The 16,206-nt window shown below is 37.3% G+C and carries 11 protein-coding genes and 1 pseudogene; 1 reads left to right on the top strand and 11 read right to left on the bottom strand.

What is annotated here, in order from left to right:
- Nucleotides 1–2: 2 nt before the first annotated feature.
- Genes AC2YJL_RS19950 through AC2YJL_RS19935 form a run of 4 tightly spaced genes read right to left on the bottom strand, consistent with a single transcriptional unit; the run spans nucleotide 3 to nucleotide 7,304 of the window.
- A complete protein-coding gene (locus tag AC2YJL_RS19950; protein ID WP_251567250.1) occupies nucleotides 3–3,251 on the bottom strand; it encodes a hypothetical protein in 3,249 nt (1,082 codons plus the stop codon).
- The gene (locus AC2YJL_RS19945; RefSeq protein ID WP_230931873.1) at nucleotides 3,248–4,657 is read right to left on the bottom strand and encodes a glycosyltransferase family 2 protein; all 1,410 of its coding nucleotides are present in this window, start codon (nucleotides 4,655–4,657) and stop codon (nucleotides 3,248–3,250) included. The genes AC2YJL_RS19950 and AC2YJL_RS19945 overlap by 4 nt, the downstream gene beginning before the upstream one ends.
- On the bottom strand, nucleotides 4,647–5,696 hold the full coding sequence (locus tag AC2YJL_RS19940) for a HEAT repeat domain-containing protein (RefSeq protein ID WP_230931872.1): 1,050 nt from the start codon (nucleotides 5,694–5,696) through the stop codon (nucleotides 4,647–4,649). Before AC2YJL_RS19940 ends, AC2YJL_RS19945 begins: the two co-directional genes overlap by 11 nt.
- The gene (locus AC2YJL_RS19935; protein WP_369361527.1) at nucleotides 5,697–7,304 is read right to left on the bottom strand and encodes a GGDEF domain-containing response regulator; all 1,608 of its coding nucleotides are present in this window, start codon (nucleotides 7,302–7,304) and stop codon (nucleotides 5,697–5,699) included.
- A 481-nt stretch (nucleotides 7,305–7,785) separates the two neighbouring features.
- Here AC2YJL_RS19935 and AC2YJL_RS19930 point away from each other — a divergent pair, with 481 nt between their 5' ends.
- Nucleotides 7,786–8,301, top strand: a complete 516-nt coding sequence (locus AC2YJL_RS19930) for a GNAT family protein (RefSeq protein ID WP_116742230.1) — start codon at nucleotides 7,786–7,788, stop codon at nucleotides 8,299–8,301.
- 28 nt (nucleotides 8,302–8,329) lie between these two features.
- Here the strand turns inward: AC2YJL_RS19930 and AC2YJL_RS19925 are convergent.
- From AC2YJL_RS19925 to rbsB, 7 genes and pseudogenes are all read right to left on the bottom strand, one after another.
- Nucleotides 8,330–9,061, bottom strand: a pseudogene (locus tag AC2YJL_RS19925) (sugar phosphate isomerase/epimerase family protein); the annotation flags it as partial.
- Between the two features lie 51 nt (nucleotides 9,062–9,112).
- Nucleotides 9,113–9,919 carry a carbohydrate ABC transporter permease gene (locus tag AC2YJL_RS19920; RefSeq protein WP_013055640.1) on the bottom strand — a complete coding sequence of 269 codons (807 nt, stop codon included), beginning with the start codon at nucleotides 9,917–9,919 and terminating at the stop codon, nucleotides 9,113–9,115.
- 68 nt (nucleotides 9,920–9,987) lie between these two features.
- Nucleotides 9,988–10,842, bottom strand: coding sequence for a carbohydrate ABC transporter permease (locus AC2YJL_RS19915; protein ID WP_014461372.1), 855 nt, complete (start codon nucleotides 10,840–10,842; stop codon nucleotides 9,988–9,990).
- A gap of 72 nt (nucleotides 10,843–10,914) precedes the next feature.
- Entirely contained in the window at nucleotides 10,915–12,192 is a 1,278-nt protein-coding gene (locus AC2YJL_RS19910; protein ID WP_251567248.1) for an ABC transporter substrate-binding protein, read from the bottom strand.
- 351 nt (nucleotides 12,193–12,543) lie between these two features.
- Nucleotides 12,544–13,155 (bottom strand): flavin reductase family protein, encoded by a 612-nt coding sequence (locus AC2YJL_RS19905; protein ID WP_025749707.1) that lies wholly within the window; start codon nucleotides 13,153–13,155, stop codon nucleotides 12,544–12,546.
- A gap of 413 nt (nucleotides 13,156–13,568) precedes the next feature.
- Nucleotides 13,569–14,837: a 3D domain-containing protein gene (locus AC2YJL_RS19900; protein WP_251567247.1), complete on the bottom strand. Its 1,269-nt coding sequence runs from the start codon at nucleotides 14,835–14,837 to the stop codon at nucleotides 13,569–13,571.
- 439 nt (nucleotides 14,838–15,276) lie between these two features.
- The gene (gene rbsB, locus AC2YJL_RS19895) at nucleotides 15,277–16,197 is read right to left on the bottom strand and encodes a ribose ABC transporter substrate-binding protein RbsB (protein ID WP_013055634.1); all 921 of its coding nucleotides are present in this window, start codon (nucleotides 16,195–16,197) and stop codon (nucleotides 15,277–15,279) included.
- Between the last annotated feature and the right edge of the window lie 9 nt (nucleotides 16,198–16,206).

Genomic DNA, 16,206 nt, shown 5'->3' with positions numbered 1-16,206 from the left:
TGTTATTCCTCCGCTTGTAGTCGTCCATACGTTTTTTGCAATATGAAGTAGGACGGCTTTATTCGTTCGTGAAAAGTTGGATACTCCCAATTTTTCCACTTGTATAAGTAAAAATCTTTTAATAAAAGTTCTCCTTTTTTCTGAGTCGGAAACGTATCTTCCACGTCATTGCTCTTCTTATTAACAGCTACGACTCCCACTTGAATTCCTTTTATTTTCTCGCTGGATTCCAATCCTTTTTTAGACCAAATATCTCCCATTATTTCTTTTTGACTCGGGTCTTTTACATTTAAAAGCAACCAAGGAATGCGAAGTTCAGCAATTCCATTTGATTCATTCACTTTAAAATCTGCTAGCGAATCAAATGAAGAAGAGTTAGGATCGCTGTTTCCTTCTTGGAGCTTCCCCGTTTCATAGGCGTCAAAAGGAACGGTTCTCTTGTTTTCCCCTTCTCCAATCGCTAACTCTTTGTTAAGGGCGAGCCTGATTGGGTTAAACATGCCGTTGTCTTTTGTATCGGTTCCTTTTACCGCCGGAATCATTTGAAGCTGATGAGCATATGAAAAATAATACGTATCGTAATAGCTGTCTATCCATAAATGACTGTCTGCTTTCCCGTTTAATTCTGCTACAAAATCAATTCCTTTTGTTTTTAAGGAAGGGATTTGAGGGATCTTTGACTGTCCCTGATTGTTAATCGTGTTAAACAAGAAATAAAGCTTTTGATTTTCCAGTTCTTTTGCACTCACGTGTAGATATAGATAACCTTCATCACTTGTAATGTTCAATGCTTTTAACTTCTTAGACGGCTTATATACCGACTTGCTGTTCAGCTTTTTCCAATCATCTGATTTACCGTCTACTTTGACTTTCAGGTTCGTTCCTGGATCAAAACTCAGCAGTCCAAAATGCTGCTCTCCCGTTTGCAAATTCGTCCAAAATGGCCTGCGGTTCGGATTGTCGTACTCCATCGTATTCCACGTTCGCTTAAACCATTCATCTTGCCATGTAAAGACCATACCGCCAGCCATTTTTTCTTCAACAATGTCTTCGTATAAGAGTGACAGAATCTTTCCTTGTTCTTGTTCCGTATGAAAGCCTTGATCCCACCCGTATACGTTTCTATGGGTGAGTCCTCGCGAAGCCGGAATGCCAAATTCAGCAACAAGAACGGGCATATGATGAACTTCTTTCATATTTTGCAAATAGCCTGCGTAGTTATTTTTCTCTCCTCGATGATCTCGATAAGCGAGGTAACGAGGTTCATAGTTTAAAAAGTCAGGATAGTACGGATAAATATGATAAGAGGCAAATAAGCCCGGCTCAAATTTTTTAGTTATGTGAATTAAATTAGGATTAACAGACACTTTATCTTCGTCTTCAGAAGGCTCATATGGATGAGTAAGCAAATCCGTCGTCACCCAGTTCGTAAAGCTCATAGGCCGCTGCCAATCATATTTATCCTGCTCATAGGAAATTGTTTTTTCCATAAGCTCAGCAAGCCAAATTTCAAAGGGATTGCCTTTTTTGGTATAGATGTACTGCCCTTTAAAATCTTTCATTCCTTTATGTTTTTCATTTGTCGAAAGGGCTACCGTGGGATCCCATTCAACTCCTATAATCCATCCTAAAACATAAGGAGACACGTCTGCTGTATACGTTCCGCTTGCATGTCCTGTTCGTTTTGGCAGTGTTGCCTTTCCGTGAATAACGTTTACAATCCTTTTCATTTCAGCTTCAAATTCTTTTGTATTTTCCTTTGCAAAAGCATCTTGTGAATCATAGAAAACTTCTTCATTCACCCATACCCCATGAAAAAGATAAATAGGTTCTTCGGCTTTTTGGTTATACTCAGCAAGCGCTTCATAAAAGGCGGGAGGATGAATGGTGTATACGCGGATTGAGTTGGCATTCATCTTTCCAATTTCTTCAAACCAGCGCAAATATTCTTCTTTTAAAATAGCAGTCTCACCAGGGAAATGGCCTGGCTTACTAATGCCCATATTTACTCCTTTAATAAGAAAATCTTTCCATTTTCCATTTTGATAAACTTGCAAATAATCTTTTCCTACTTTCCCTGCTACTTTAAGGTCAGCATCTTCATAGATTTCCATATTTTTATTAAAAGTAACAGAAGCAGGCTGCGATTCATTTTGCTGTTGATCGATGATCTTATTCATAAGAGGAAGATAAACAGTCCAGTAAAAAGAAGACTCATCTTCTTTTCCGATTTTCTCTGTCCATTTCTTCCACACCGGGTAAAAAGAGGTTTGATAAATGGAAGGTACTTCTCCTTGATCTGCAAAATCTCCTGCAAAGTAATAAGTATCATATCGCTCTTTGTTATGATGAACGACTGCTGGTATGGACAAAGGGATACCATTTTCCTTTAGCTTGTTTTTTCCTTCCGAATCCAAGTGAAAGGCAAACTGAGCCTGCACATCACTTTTTTGCTGGGGTGTAATTACGTCAAACCAATATTGATAAGCAGATTCATCCTGTAAATTCAATGTTTTCTTTCCTTGTTTTGTATATTGAAACCATACTGGATTTTCTTTTAATTCTTTTTCCGTTATAATAACGAGCTTATTGGATTCATTAACGAATAATAAGCCTCTTCCTGTAAAGCTCCACTCTTTGTTGTACTGCTTTTTGTAAGCACTTTTCACCCAAGCAGGAACTTCTTCACTGCCGAATTCCTCAAAGTAGCGACCAATCCAGCCGGACCACGTAACATTGTATAATTCATACAGTTCTTTGCGAACGTCTAAGGAAGTAGGGCTTCCAAATGTATTAAACTCTCCAATCAGCGTTTTTGTACGTCCATTCAACGCTTTCTTAACGTAGCTCACGTCTTCAGAAGTCATGCCGCCATACACCAATTGAGAGCGATCTCCTCTTTTAGCTTTTACGCCTAAATCTTCTTTGTATACACCATACGTGTCCGTGATATAAATCATATCTGCAGAGTTTGTTTTTGGCAGAGATTTAATGCTGTATGTTTTATCTCCTTTCGGGTAAAACCCTGCATAATCTTTTGAGATTTCATAAGGCTTCCCGTCTTTGCGTACTTTCGCTTGATTCAGCATCCACATTAAGCCTTGATGCTCTCGAAACGTTTGATCTGGCACTGTTTTATCAATGACAAGCATATTCAAATCAGTTGGTTTCTTTAGCTGCCAAATAAGAAATGGAGAAGCCGTTATTGCCATAACCAAAATAATGCCGCCGATTAATAACCATTTTTTCATTGTGAAACTCCTTTTCGCTGCATGTCTCCCCAGCCTTTTTTATTGCGAATAACATCCCACAATCCATGACAGCGCCATATAACAGTTAGAGGTCGATACCAAAAGGATTCCGTCAGCGAAAAAACAAACAGCTTAGCGATATCAGATACTTTTGGATATTTACGAAGGCTCCACTCTTCTAGCAAAACGGCCGCCATCGAATAAAGAGAACCATATACAACCATTAAAAGAAAAAGCAAATAAGCAAATTCCACATAAATCCCGCCTACAACTAGGGAAATAACAATAAACAAATAGCCTAACATTTCCATGACCGGCCCGATTAGTTCAATAAACACAAAATAAGGCATAGAAATCAGTCCGATACTTCCGTATTTCGGATTAAAAAGCATCTCTTTATGCTTCCAAAGACTATCAAATAAACCGCGGTGCCAGCGGTTTCGCTGTCTTCGCAAATATTTGATTTCATCCGGTGCTTCTGTCCAGCATACGGGATCTGGAATATAAACAATTTGATTGTTGGTTTTTTTCTGTTTAATCAGCCGGTGCAGGCGAACGACAAGCTCCATGTCTTCGCCGACTGTATGAGAATACCCGCCAGCTTCAATCACCCAGCGTTTAGAAAATACACCAAATGCTCCTGACACAATAAGTAATAAATTATGGCGACTGAGACCAATGCGCCCCATAAGAAAGGCACGTAAATATTCAATAATCTGCATCACAACAAGCGGCTGCGTATCAAGTCCAATCGATACGACCGCACCGTTTTCGATTTTACATCCGTTTGCAATTCGAATACTTCCCCCTGAAGCAATTACTTCTCCGTCTGAATCAATAATTGGCTTCATAACTTTTAAAAAAGCATCTCTTTCTAACACTGAATCGCCATCGATCGAACAAAAATAAGGATAGTTGGATAAATTAATTCCTGCATTTAATGCATCTGACTTTCCTCCATTTTGTTTATCGACTACATATAAATAATCGTATAATTTAGAACGATATACAGCTTTTACTTCTTTCGTTTCCACTTGCTTTCTCACAACTCGGTTCATTTTCACAAGAGAAAACTCTTCGATGAGCTTTTCTAACGTATCATCTGAAGATCCGTCATTTACTACGATTACTTCATATTCCGGATATTCAATTCCAAGCAGCGAACGTACGCTCCCAATAATCCCGACAGATTCGTTATAAGCGGGAACTAATATAGATAACGGCGTTGTATAGCTAACCGCAAGCAAATCTTCATAAGGTTCTTCATCGTTTAATTGATATTGCTTTCGCAGTTGAAAAGCAGAAATGATAAACATCATAAAATAAAAACAAAGCACAAAAATCATATAAGCAAATACAGCCCATCCGCAAATGGACAATAAAAGATGCCAAACATTATTCCACAACCGTAATTCCTCCTTTTTCAAGCCATTCTGCTGCCATATCTTTCGAAAACCTGTCATCAGTCGTTTTGTATACATGAACTAAGTATTCTTTACCTGTTGGGATTTTCATCATTGACTGAGCAGCATTCGAACGCACAAGAAAATGAGAATCTTTTAGCGACTGCTCGAGAATTGATAACCCCTTCTCATCTCTCGTTTTACCTATTAGTTTTGTAGCCATCATTCTTTCTTGCCAAATACCTGACTGAAGATGGTTCGTGAGCTCCTCTATTCTTAATGGAAAAGATAAAGCATTAAGTGATTTCAACGAACGAATTCGCAGTTCTTCTGATGAACTTTTCATGTGCATTTTTAAGAAATCTATATACTCTAACTTATGATTGATACCAATCATATCGATAAGAGGCAGCTGAATTTCTTCTTGCAGGTCTTCAAATTTATTAATAAATTGCTGAAACTGTTCACTGTTCATAGTTCCAAACAAAGAGCGGTACATAAATTCAGACAGCGGTCTAGAAGCGTTCGTCATGTACACAACAAACTCAGGGCGGTTCAGCTTAACCAAAATCTTTAAAATTTGATTTTTTTCAGCCGCTGTACTATTTTTTTTCTCATACATTTCTACTAATTGGTCTGTTAGCGTAGTTAGACCAAAGTCTTCAATAGCATAAAGGGCATTCATTCTTACACTCCACCTAGAATGATGGAGCTCTTTTTTATATTTGGGAGTAAAAACCTTCTCCGCATAGAGCGTAATGTTATTTAGAATTTCATCGCCTTGCACAGCTGCCGAAAAACCGCTTAATAGTTCCTCTACACCCGCCAGCTCTATTTTATTTTTAGGCTCTACCCGATGCTCTTCATCTTTTCTGAATAAATAAATAAAAAGAGATTCTTTTATACTATCTTTATAGAATTCTACTTTTGCTCGAAAAGCGTTTAAACGCGCTTTTTGAATAAGTAAATAACTTAGAAAACAGACTAAAAGCAATAGCAATCCGCTAAATAAGACATATACCACTTGAAGGGACATCGCCATTTATTTCACCTTCTTCATTAAATGACGTACGCGCGCTTCAAGCTCCATTAACTTAAATGGCTTTGTCATGTAATCGTCTGCCCCAAGTTCTAATGCTCTTTGAATATCTTGTTCGCTGTTTCGTGAGGTAAGCATAATAACCGTATACTGATCGTGACGTTTATTCTGTCTTAATTTTTGCAGCACTTCTAAACCATCCATTTTAGGCATCATTCCGTCTAAAATAACAAAGTACTGATCGCTAGAATGAATCCATCGGGACTCAAAAAATTCGATGCCGTCTTTAAACACTTCTATTTTCACTTCATAGCGATCTCCTACATCAATCTTACTTAAAAGCTCTTTCAGCATCGTTCGAATGATAGAATCATCATCAATAATAGCCATACGAAGCGTTCGCTTTTTAACCAGCTTGCTTTGAGAAGAAGCTACAATTTTTTGACGTCCTGATTCCTTCGCTATATATAATGCTTCATCAGCTTGATGAAGCGCTTTTTCTAACGGCCATTCAGTGTTATGAACTTCTACAACTCCACCGGAAAAGCTGCAATAAAACGAATTGCTTTGATGTGTGAACACTTTTTTCACAAAGAAATCCAACAGTCTATTTAATACTGCTTCTGCCTCTTTTATATTGGTTTTGGGCAATAAAAGAATAAATTCTTCGCCTCCATATCTAAAAATGTGATCTGTTGGACGAATTTCATGCTTCATATACTCTACAAATGCTTGCAGAACCTTATCTCCCATCAGATGTCCATATTGATCATTTATTCTTTTAAAGAAATCTAAATCCAAAATCGCTAAACAAAAAGGATCTTTTAAGCGGTCGTAGCTGGATAGCTGCTGACTGTAGATTTCTTTTAAATACGTTCGGTTATAGGCTCCTGTTAATTCATCAAACATTAAATAGGAGTTAAACATCTGCTTTCGTTCAATATGGTGACCAATTCTAAGCAGACTTTCTTCCATATTAAGAGGTTTAACCAAAAAATCATCGGCTCCTAATTTAAAAGCCTTCAAACGCGTCTCTCTTTGATTATCAACACTCATCATGACAATTGGGACGAACAGTTGCTTTGTTTTATCACGCAAAAATGAAAGAATGTCAAAGCCTGTACCGTCTTTCATATGTACATCTACAACAAAACAATCCGGCTTTAATTCGTAAAAAGCCGTAATAGCTTTTTCTTTAGAGGCAGTTGCTAATACGTACCAGCCTTGTTTTTCAAACTGTTCTTTTAAATACGTCAACATTGAAAGATCGTCGTCAACAAGTAAAATATTCGCTGTTTTTTCACTGATTTCTAGCGGTTTATTTATATCTTCTACCGATTGAATTTCATCTTGATAACAAATTTTAATAATATCTAATAAAAAAGCATTTAACTCCGCGTAATCCCAGGTTTTTTTCTGATTTTTTTCCACCGCTTCCATTAACTCGCGGGAGCGGTCTCCTAAATAATGCAGTCCAATGGTCGCAGCCGTTCCAGAAATTGAATGCAAAAAGCGGTACACCTCTTCATGAGGTATTTCTTTATTTTGATCGGTCCACTCTTGCAGCTGCTTACGGACATTAGCTAATAATGCAATTTGATATTTATCCATCTTATACACCCTTTGTTCGATATAGTTAACACTTACTCCATATTACTCCATCCATTTCCCTATAATATTTTGTAAGTAAATGAAATATTTTCTTACTTTTATTTTAAGTATGTTTTTTTCAAATGAAAAGCAATTCCTTTTTAACCATACTTTTCCTCCAATGATTTTACTTTAAAATGATTCTTTTTTCACTCATTATTTTTTCTTCCCAATAAGCAAAATGACCTGTTACCTTCTTTATAAACGGACCTTCAACCTTATTGACAAAATCAATGAGTCTTTGTTACCCTTATACACGTTGTGAAAAATTTAAAAGTGAATGTTAAGGAAAGCAGCCGTTTTGATGAACGATCAATCAAATCAGGTTCTTTCCTTTTTATATTTTTACTAAGGTAGATACTTTATAAAGTTTCGCTTTATACACCGTGTTCTCTTTGTCATAGGCGCGTTTAGACCGAAAACAGACGGAAAGGAGTATAAAATGTTTACTCAGCTTACAGAAAAAAAACAAAATGCAGACGAACTAAAAGAAACACTTGATGATTTAGAGTTTCAGCTGTTTCGCATGCAGGATAATTTAAAAGAAATAGCCAAAAAGTATGAAGTTATTGGCGTCGATCAGCCTGAAGATAATCAGTTAGTTATTGTATCGGCACAAAATGACGGAAGTGCATGTAAAATTATGCTAAACGAATGCACAAAAGCTTATAGAGGGTCTTGGGATTTTGCTATCGACGGCGTATATGAAGATAATCACACGATTTTTATCGGTGACATTAAAGGGCCTGCTAATAAAGGATATGGCTCTGTATGTATGAATTATTTAAAAGAAGTAGCGGTTGATCAAAATGTTCATGTCATTAAAGGCGATATCGCTGAGCGTGACTGGGATCATCTCGAAAGATTAATTCATTTTTATGAAAAACATAACTTTGAAGTAAATATTGATTATACGAATAAGTGCGGAGAAATTGAGTGGACTCCAGCTTATCAATAAAAAAAACGAACAGACAGCGTCTGTTCGTTTTTTTTATTGATAAGCTTTTTTTAATACTGCTAAGAGGACTTTCTATGCACTGATCTTGTTCAACGATCCACCATTTTACGCCTGCTCTATGTCCTTCTTGCATTACAGCCTTTACATCTACTCCTCCGGTACCAAGAGGAGCAAAAAATTGCTCTCCGTCTGTTGTCATATCTTTTAAATGGATAAAAGGCGTCCGATTTTGATAATGCTTCATCCACTCCACTGGATCTTCGCCTGCTTTAGTCAGCCAATAAATGTCCAGCTCTACGTTTACCTCAGTTTCTTCTAAGATCGTGTGGAGAGCTGACTTTCCAGTTGACAATTTCTTCAGCTCAAAATCATGATGATGATAGCTAAACGACATGCCTTCTTTTTTACAATACGCGTAAATAGAATTTAAAGAATCAATAAGTTCGTAATACCCTTTTTCCGTTTGACGTTCAGGCATTAAATAAGGACAAACAATATGTGAATTTCCAACTTGCTGCTCAAAGTGAATCACTTGCTCTAAATTTGATTCTAATTGTTCAAGAGGCACATGACTAGAAGCTGGCTTCAGCTGCAAATCCGTTAACCATACTTTTACTTCTTGCGCTGTATATCCTTCATACCCTGCAAATTCTACCCCTTGATATCCTAAAGCAGCTACTTTTTGAAGAGTTCCTTTAAAATCTTTTTTCGTTTCTTCACGCAACGTATAAAGCTGAACTCCTACAGGTATTTCTCCCATCTTCTCTCCCCCTGTTCATTGAGAAAGCTCCTATAATAGGAGCTTCTGCTTTTATTTTACTGCACTTCCAAGCATTCCTGAAATAAAATGACGCTGAAGTGCCAGGAAGAAAACAATGATTGGAATGGTTGCAATCGTTACTCCCATCATTACTTGACCGTAATCAATAATCGATAAGCCAATTAAGCTTGAAAGAGCAACTGGCAATGTAGCCATTTCGTTAGATGTAGTCGCAACTAGAGGCCACATAAAGTTATTCCACTGTGTCATAAATAAGAAAATAGCTGCTGCAGCCATAGCAGGCTTCATAGAAGGAAGCACAATAGTTAAAAAGATTCTCATCTCTCCAGCTCCGTCTAAACGAGCCGCTTCAATAAGTTCCGTCGGAAAAGCTAAAAAGTTCTGACGTAATAAAAAGATAGCAAACGGAAAGCACAGCTGCGGAACAATAAGAGCAAAATACGTATCAAGCAAATTAAAATTCGACATCAGCTGAAAAAGCGGAATGAGCGTTGCTTGATATGGAATCATCATAGACAATAAAAGCGTAGTGAAAATTGCGTTTCGGCCTTTGAATTCAAATTTAGATAGCGCATATGCTGCTGTGGAGCAGACCATTAACGCTACAATCACATACACGACTGAAACAAATACTGAGTTAAAAAAGACGCGTCCTAAATCAATTGAAGCATTTAAATTTTGTAGATTTGTCATAAATTGATCGCCAGGCTTCAGCGTTGGAGGGTTTGTAAACATTTTTCCTGATTCATTCGTAGCGCCGATAATCATCCAGTAAAAAGGAAAAATAGAAATAATCGTGAACAGCCCAAGCATGCTGTATAATCCTATTTTGCGCATGATGTTACTTTTCTTTTTAACTTTAGGCACGGTAGCTACTGCGGTTGCTTCTACTCTCTCTAATACACTCATGATTTATCACCCGTAAATTTAAATTGGAAGAACGTTAAAATACCAACTAATAATACAACAACGTACGCAATGGCTGAAGCATATCCAAAATCAAAGTATTTAAAGCCATTTTGATAAATATATAAGCCTAGCGTCATCGTGGAATCAGCAGGGCCGCCTTTTGTTAAGTTAAAAGGTTCGTCAAACAATTGAAGCGTGCCAATTGTTGATAAAATAGTAGCAAATAAGATAACGGGTTTTAATTGTGGAACCGTTACGTGGAAAAACTTTTGAATTCGGTTTGCTCCGTCTAAGTCAGCTGCTTCGTAAACTTCATGAGACAAGCTTTGAAGAGCTGCTAGAAAAATAACCATGTTATAACCTGTCCATCTCCAAGTCATCGCAACGATGATTGAGACTTTAGCCCAGAATGGATCTCCCAGCCACTGAATGGCATCAATACCGAAAAACCCTAAAATAGTATTCATTATTCCTTCATCTTGAAGAATGATTGAAAACAAAATAGAATAGGCAACTAGTGACGTTACTGCCGGCAAGAAAAATGAAACTCGGAAAAAACCTTTTAGCCTTAAAAGCTGACTGTTTAACGCGTTAGCTAGTACAAGTGCTAATAAAATCATTACGGGCACTTGAACGATTAAAATAATGCCGGTATTTCCAAGCGCTTTCCAGAAAATATCATCTCCAAGCAATCGTGTATAGTTTGATAACCCGGTAAATACATACTTTCCACCTTCCATGCTCTGAAAGCTTAGAATAAAAGATGAAAAAATAGGGTAGATGGTAAACAGCGCAAACAGCAAAAGTGCTGGAGCAATAAATAAGTAAGGCAATGATTTATTTGTCTTCATGATGACCTCCTAGTACCGCAAGAAGAAGAGATAGAAGGCAATTTTCTAAAAATCACCTTCTATGCTTCTTGATTATTTTTGAATTCGGTTTTCTAAGCGTTTTTGAGCTGCTTCAAGCGAGTCTTTAACGCCCTTACCATTTGTTACTTCTGACACAGCTTTGACTGCTTCACTGTTTGCAACTGAGTAATTGCCCGTAAAGTTAACCGGCTTAATATCTTTCATTTCATCTGCGAATGTTTTCCAAATCGTTTGATTGTTAAAGTACTCATCTTGTGCAGTGAATAATTTTGAAGAATATACGGTATTTAATGATGGGAATAATCCGCCCTTCATCGCTTCTTCTTGAACTTTATCCGTTGTTGAGAAATACTCCATAAATTTGTACGCTTTATCTGCTTTTTGACTAGTTGCTGAAATCACATAGTTGCTTCCGCCTAAGTTAGAAGCACGGTTGCCTCCTTCTTCAAACGAAGGTAATAAAAACACTCCCCATTTTCCTTTTAAATCTGGAGCCTGCTGCGTAATAGAACCGGATAGCCAAGCACCAGATGGTGAACTTGCTACTTTACCTTCTGCTAAAGCACTGATTGAAGCATCCCAGCCCACTGTATTTTTAACAATGCCTGCTTCTTTTAACTTCTTATTTAATTCCATCGCTTTTTTCGCTTCTTTAGAAGTTAAATTCAATTTTCCTTTGTCATTAAAATAGAATGTCCCTTGCTGCGTCAGCGTCATTCGGAATAGGCCATCGTCATTATTAAAATCTAATCCTAATAAGTCAACGCCAACTTTTTCTTTAATTTTCTTACCAGCCGCAATGTAATCATCCCATGTTTTGATACTGTTTGGATCTACGCCTGCTTTTTCAAAGTAATCTGTGCGATAGAAAACGCCTGTTGGGCCTGCATCAAACGGGAAGCCGTACATATCCCCATCCTTTGATAAAAGAGCTTTCTTAAATTCTGGAAACTTATCTTCTTGCTTATCAAATCCTTTTTTAGATAGGTTTAAGAATGCTTTTGGAAATGCATCCAAGTATCCTTGGAAACGATCGTCTTCTACTAATACGATATCAGGAAGGCCTTTTCCGCCAGCTTGCAATCCTGTTGTTAATTTTGAATAAACGTCTTCACGTCCCATATCCACTACTTTTAATTTAAATCCTGGATTCTCTTTTTGGTATTCTGCTGCTGCTTTCTTTAATACCGGTACGTTAATATTCCAAGCCCATGCAACAACTTCTTTTCCACCGCTACCACTTGTTTCATTAGCGGACTTTCCTCCGCATCCTGCAAGTACTAGGGTTAAAATGAGTGCAAAACTGATTAAACTAAACCAACGTTTCAATGAATACCCCTCCTATAATCTCGTCTCCTAGTGTGGCAAGTTTTTTTGTAAACGCTCATGACTCTTTCTCGAGAGAATTATTGAAAAATAATTCTGTATATTGAAAGCGTATACAATTTACTTAATCTAAATTATATGAATGAATACCTTTTTCCTCAATGGTAAATATAAAAGGCAAAAACCTTACATTTTTGCCTTTTTCTAAATTAGTTTTGTTATTATGGTTTCTATTAACTTTTTCGTTCATAAAAAAAAGCGAATGTACTGTCGTTGTTGAAACAGAACACAATCGCTTATTTAAAAAAATCCAATGTATACTATTTTTTTGCTACATAAGTAACACTTTCTTGCTTATTTGGGACGTTCTAAGGAAAATAATTGCCCCAATTTACTATAGTTAGAACCCGCAAGTCGGCTGACTGGCTTCACACGTTCTGCAGAAACGCGATCGTTTTCTATCACTTTTTCACTAATATGAAACATCACAACTTCACCGATAAACAAATCTGAGCTGTATGCCTCATCCGTTCCTAATGGCACAATTTGGTGAAGCTTACACTCCATCCGAATGCTGGCTTCTTGAATTCCGGGAACCTGCACTTTTTTGCTCGGTGCTAGTGTTAACCCTGTTTCTTCGACTTCACTCACGGAAGAAGGATAAGAAGATGCCGCTTGATTCACTTGTTCCACTAAGTTTTCGTCTACAAGATGAACTACAAATTCTTTAGATGCACTAATATTTTTTGCCGTATCTTTCGTCATTTGACCTTCACTTCTCGAAACCGAAACGGCAATCAGCGGAGGCTCTGCCGCAACTACATTAAAGAAACTAAACGGTGCAGCATTCACTACACCGTCATCATTTTGACTTGTAACAAACGCAATCGGCCGGGGAATGACGACCCCTGTTAACAAATGATAATTGTCTTTTGCACTTTGTACCGCTGGATCGACTATCTTCATTTTACCCACTCCTTTTCTTCCATTTACTTTATTGTATGGTAACGAAAAGAGTATAGATTAGCTAGCAACTTGCTCACCAAATATGCAAAAAAGAGATTGAGACATACCTCCATCCACCTAATTCGAAGACGAACAAATGGGAGTAATGAGCTGGTATCGATCACTTGTGACACCACTGTTGGTTTCCCTGCAATGCTTCGCTTTCCGCGGGCGACCGATGAGCTTCCTCGTGGATTACGGGCCTTCAGGTCCTCATCACTTCTGCTTTTCCCGCAGGAGTCTTCGCCTTGCCCTTCAATCAACAGCTAGAAGCAACTAACTAGATGAAACCTACGTTCACTACAACAATGAAAAAATCCGAACGATTCATCGTTCGGATTTTCCTGCAACTAAAATAGTTTCAGCCTATTTCTTTAATTTAACACCGTAATTTTCACTGTACGACGTCCGAATGCTTTTGCAGCTGACTCAGAAGGTACTAATACGTCAATTCGATATCCTTTAATCGCACCGCCCGTATCACCTGCTGTTGCCACTCCGTATCCTTCTACATATACTTTCGAACCTAATGGAATAACGGATGGATCTACCGCAATAATTTTATGAGTGCCTGAACTTACATTTTGTCCAGTGGCTGTTACGCCGCTACACCCTGCACAATTAGCTGTATAAGCTGTTGCTTCTACATACATTTCTTTTCCAGAATGCTTTTGTGTGCTTTCTTCTTTTTTCGTTTCTTTTGCTTCTGAAGAAACGGCTGCTTTCTTCTCTGTAGCCGCAGCTGTTTTTACTTCTTGTTTTGGCTCTGTTTTTACTTCTTTTTTAGCCGTTGCCAGTTCAGCTTGACGTTTTGCTTCTGCATCAGCCTCAGCCTTTTCAGCTGCCTGCTGTTTTGCCACTTGCTCAGCTTGCTTTTGAGCTGCTTCTTTTTCTTTTGCAATCTTATCTTGAATGCCTGTTAATTCAGACTGAAGGTTTGCTTTTTCTGAAGAAGCTGCATCGATTTCATTTACAACCGTGCTGTACTTTTCTTGCATAGTTGTTAACGTTGCTGTTTGTTTGGCAACGTTTTTATCTAATTCAGCTTGTTTAGCCGCTAAGCTACCTTTTGCTGCTTCTAATACTTTTTCTTGCTTATCAATTTCTTTTTTATCTTTTTCAATTTGATCTAAATCATTTTGATGCTGCTTTAAAATATCATTATCCGCTGACAATAACGTTGTGACAGCACCCATACGTGCAACAAAATCTCCAAAGTTATCAGCATTCATTAATGTATCAATAACAACGCTTGTTTTATCGTCTTGCTGTAAAGCAACTAATCGATTTTCAATAATATCTTTACGACTTAACACTTTTTCCTGAAGCAAAACGATCTCTTTTTTCTTTTTCTCAATCATTTTGTTCGCTTCTGAAATCTGTTTTTCAGTCGATGCTAACTCTTTTTTATTGCTAGAGATTACTGTATGTAATGAATTTAATTGTGATTGAATGTTTTGAACATCTGAATTGATAGACTGTTTCTCTTCCTCTTTTTGTTGAACAGCCTTTTCTGTTTCTTTAATTTTATTTTCAGTACTCTGGAGCGCTTCTTCATTCGATTGGGCGTGAGTCTCTGTAATGCCGGTCATGAAGAAAATTCCTGTGACTGCTGCAAGAGTCATACGCTTAAAAATTTTCATAAAGTAATAGTCCCCTTTCCTCATAGACATAGTTATACCATAAAAAACTATCAGTTTATGTTACAATACAGTTAAAAGTTTCCCATAATCTGTATAACCAAGAATCTCTTTCTGGTAATTCATCACCAAAAAGCCTTGATAGAGAGGTTTACTGTTTATTAAAAGAGATATATTTTTGTCATAAACAGGGCAAAATTGCTCTTTAAAAATAGAAATAAATGCTTATTATTACAGGTATATTACAAATTTTTCACAGAAAATTATGTGTTTTACCGTCTTTTTTCGGTGTTTTTTACTTTTTATTACATAAATTCCACCTACATAATTCCTACACTATTTATAAAGTTGTGACTTTTTCACTTCTTTTTTACACTTTATATACATAAAAAGACGCCCATAAATCAAATGAGCGTCTTTTTTCTACACATGTATAAAACCATTATTTGTCAGAGGTTACTAGTTTTAAAGGCACTGGAATTTGCTTATCTACCTTTTTGCCTTGAAGAACATTTTTAGCAGACTTTACGGCAAGTTTACCGATTAAAACAGGCTGCTGGGCTACAGTTGCTCCTAGCTTCCCTTCTTTTACCGCTTTAATTGCATCGTCGTTTCCATCAAACCCTACTACTAGCACATCTTTTCCTGAGCTGTTAATCGCTTGAATAGCTCCTAATGCCATTTCATCATTATGAGCAAATACGGCTTTGATCCCAGGATTTCCTTGAAGAACATTCTCCATAACGTTTAAGCCTTTTGTACGGTCAAAATCAGCCGACTGTTTAGCCGTAATATCTAGCTTTTGATCTGCAACGTTGTGGAACCCTTTTCCTCGTTCACGAGTTGCTGAAGCTCCGGGCACGCCTTCAAGTTCTGCTACTTGAGCTTTTTCCCCTACTTTTTTCACAATGTAATCAGCAGCCATTTGACCACCTTTTACATTATCTGAAGCTACCAGTGTTTCTACTTTTCCTTTTTCTGCTGAACGATCTAGCGTAATAACTGGAATGCCTACATTATTAGCCGATTGTACAGCTGTTGAAATAGCAGCTGAATCCGTTGGGTTAATAAGCAAAATGTTAACACCTTGCTGCATTAAATCTTCTACATCGTTAATTTGTTTGGCTGAATCATTTTGAGCATCTACTACAACTACTTCCATGCCCAGTTTTTTTGCTTCTTTTTGTACCCCTTCTTTTAGCGAAACAAAGAACGGATTGTTTAATGTAGAAACGGATAAACCAATTTTAATATCTTTTAAATTTTTACTTTCAGATGGTTTCGCCCACTCAGGAGGCTGAAGTGAACAAGCCCCTAACAGTAATAATGAAAATGATAATAGCACGAGCCAAATTTTCTTCATGTTTTTCCC

The sequence above is a fragment of the Priestia sp. SRI_019 genome (genome assembly GCF_057586255.1).
The sequence above is the reverse complement of the archived record's forward strand: the minus strand, read 5'-3'. Positions and strand labels throughout refer to the sequence as shown.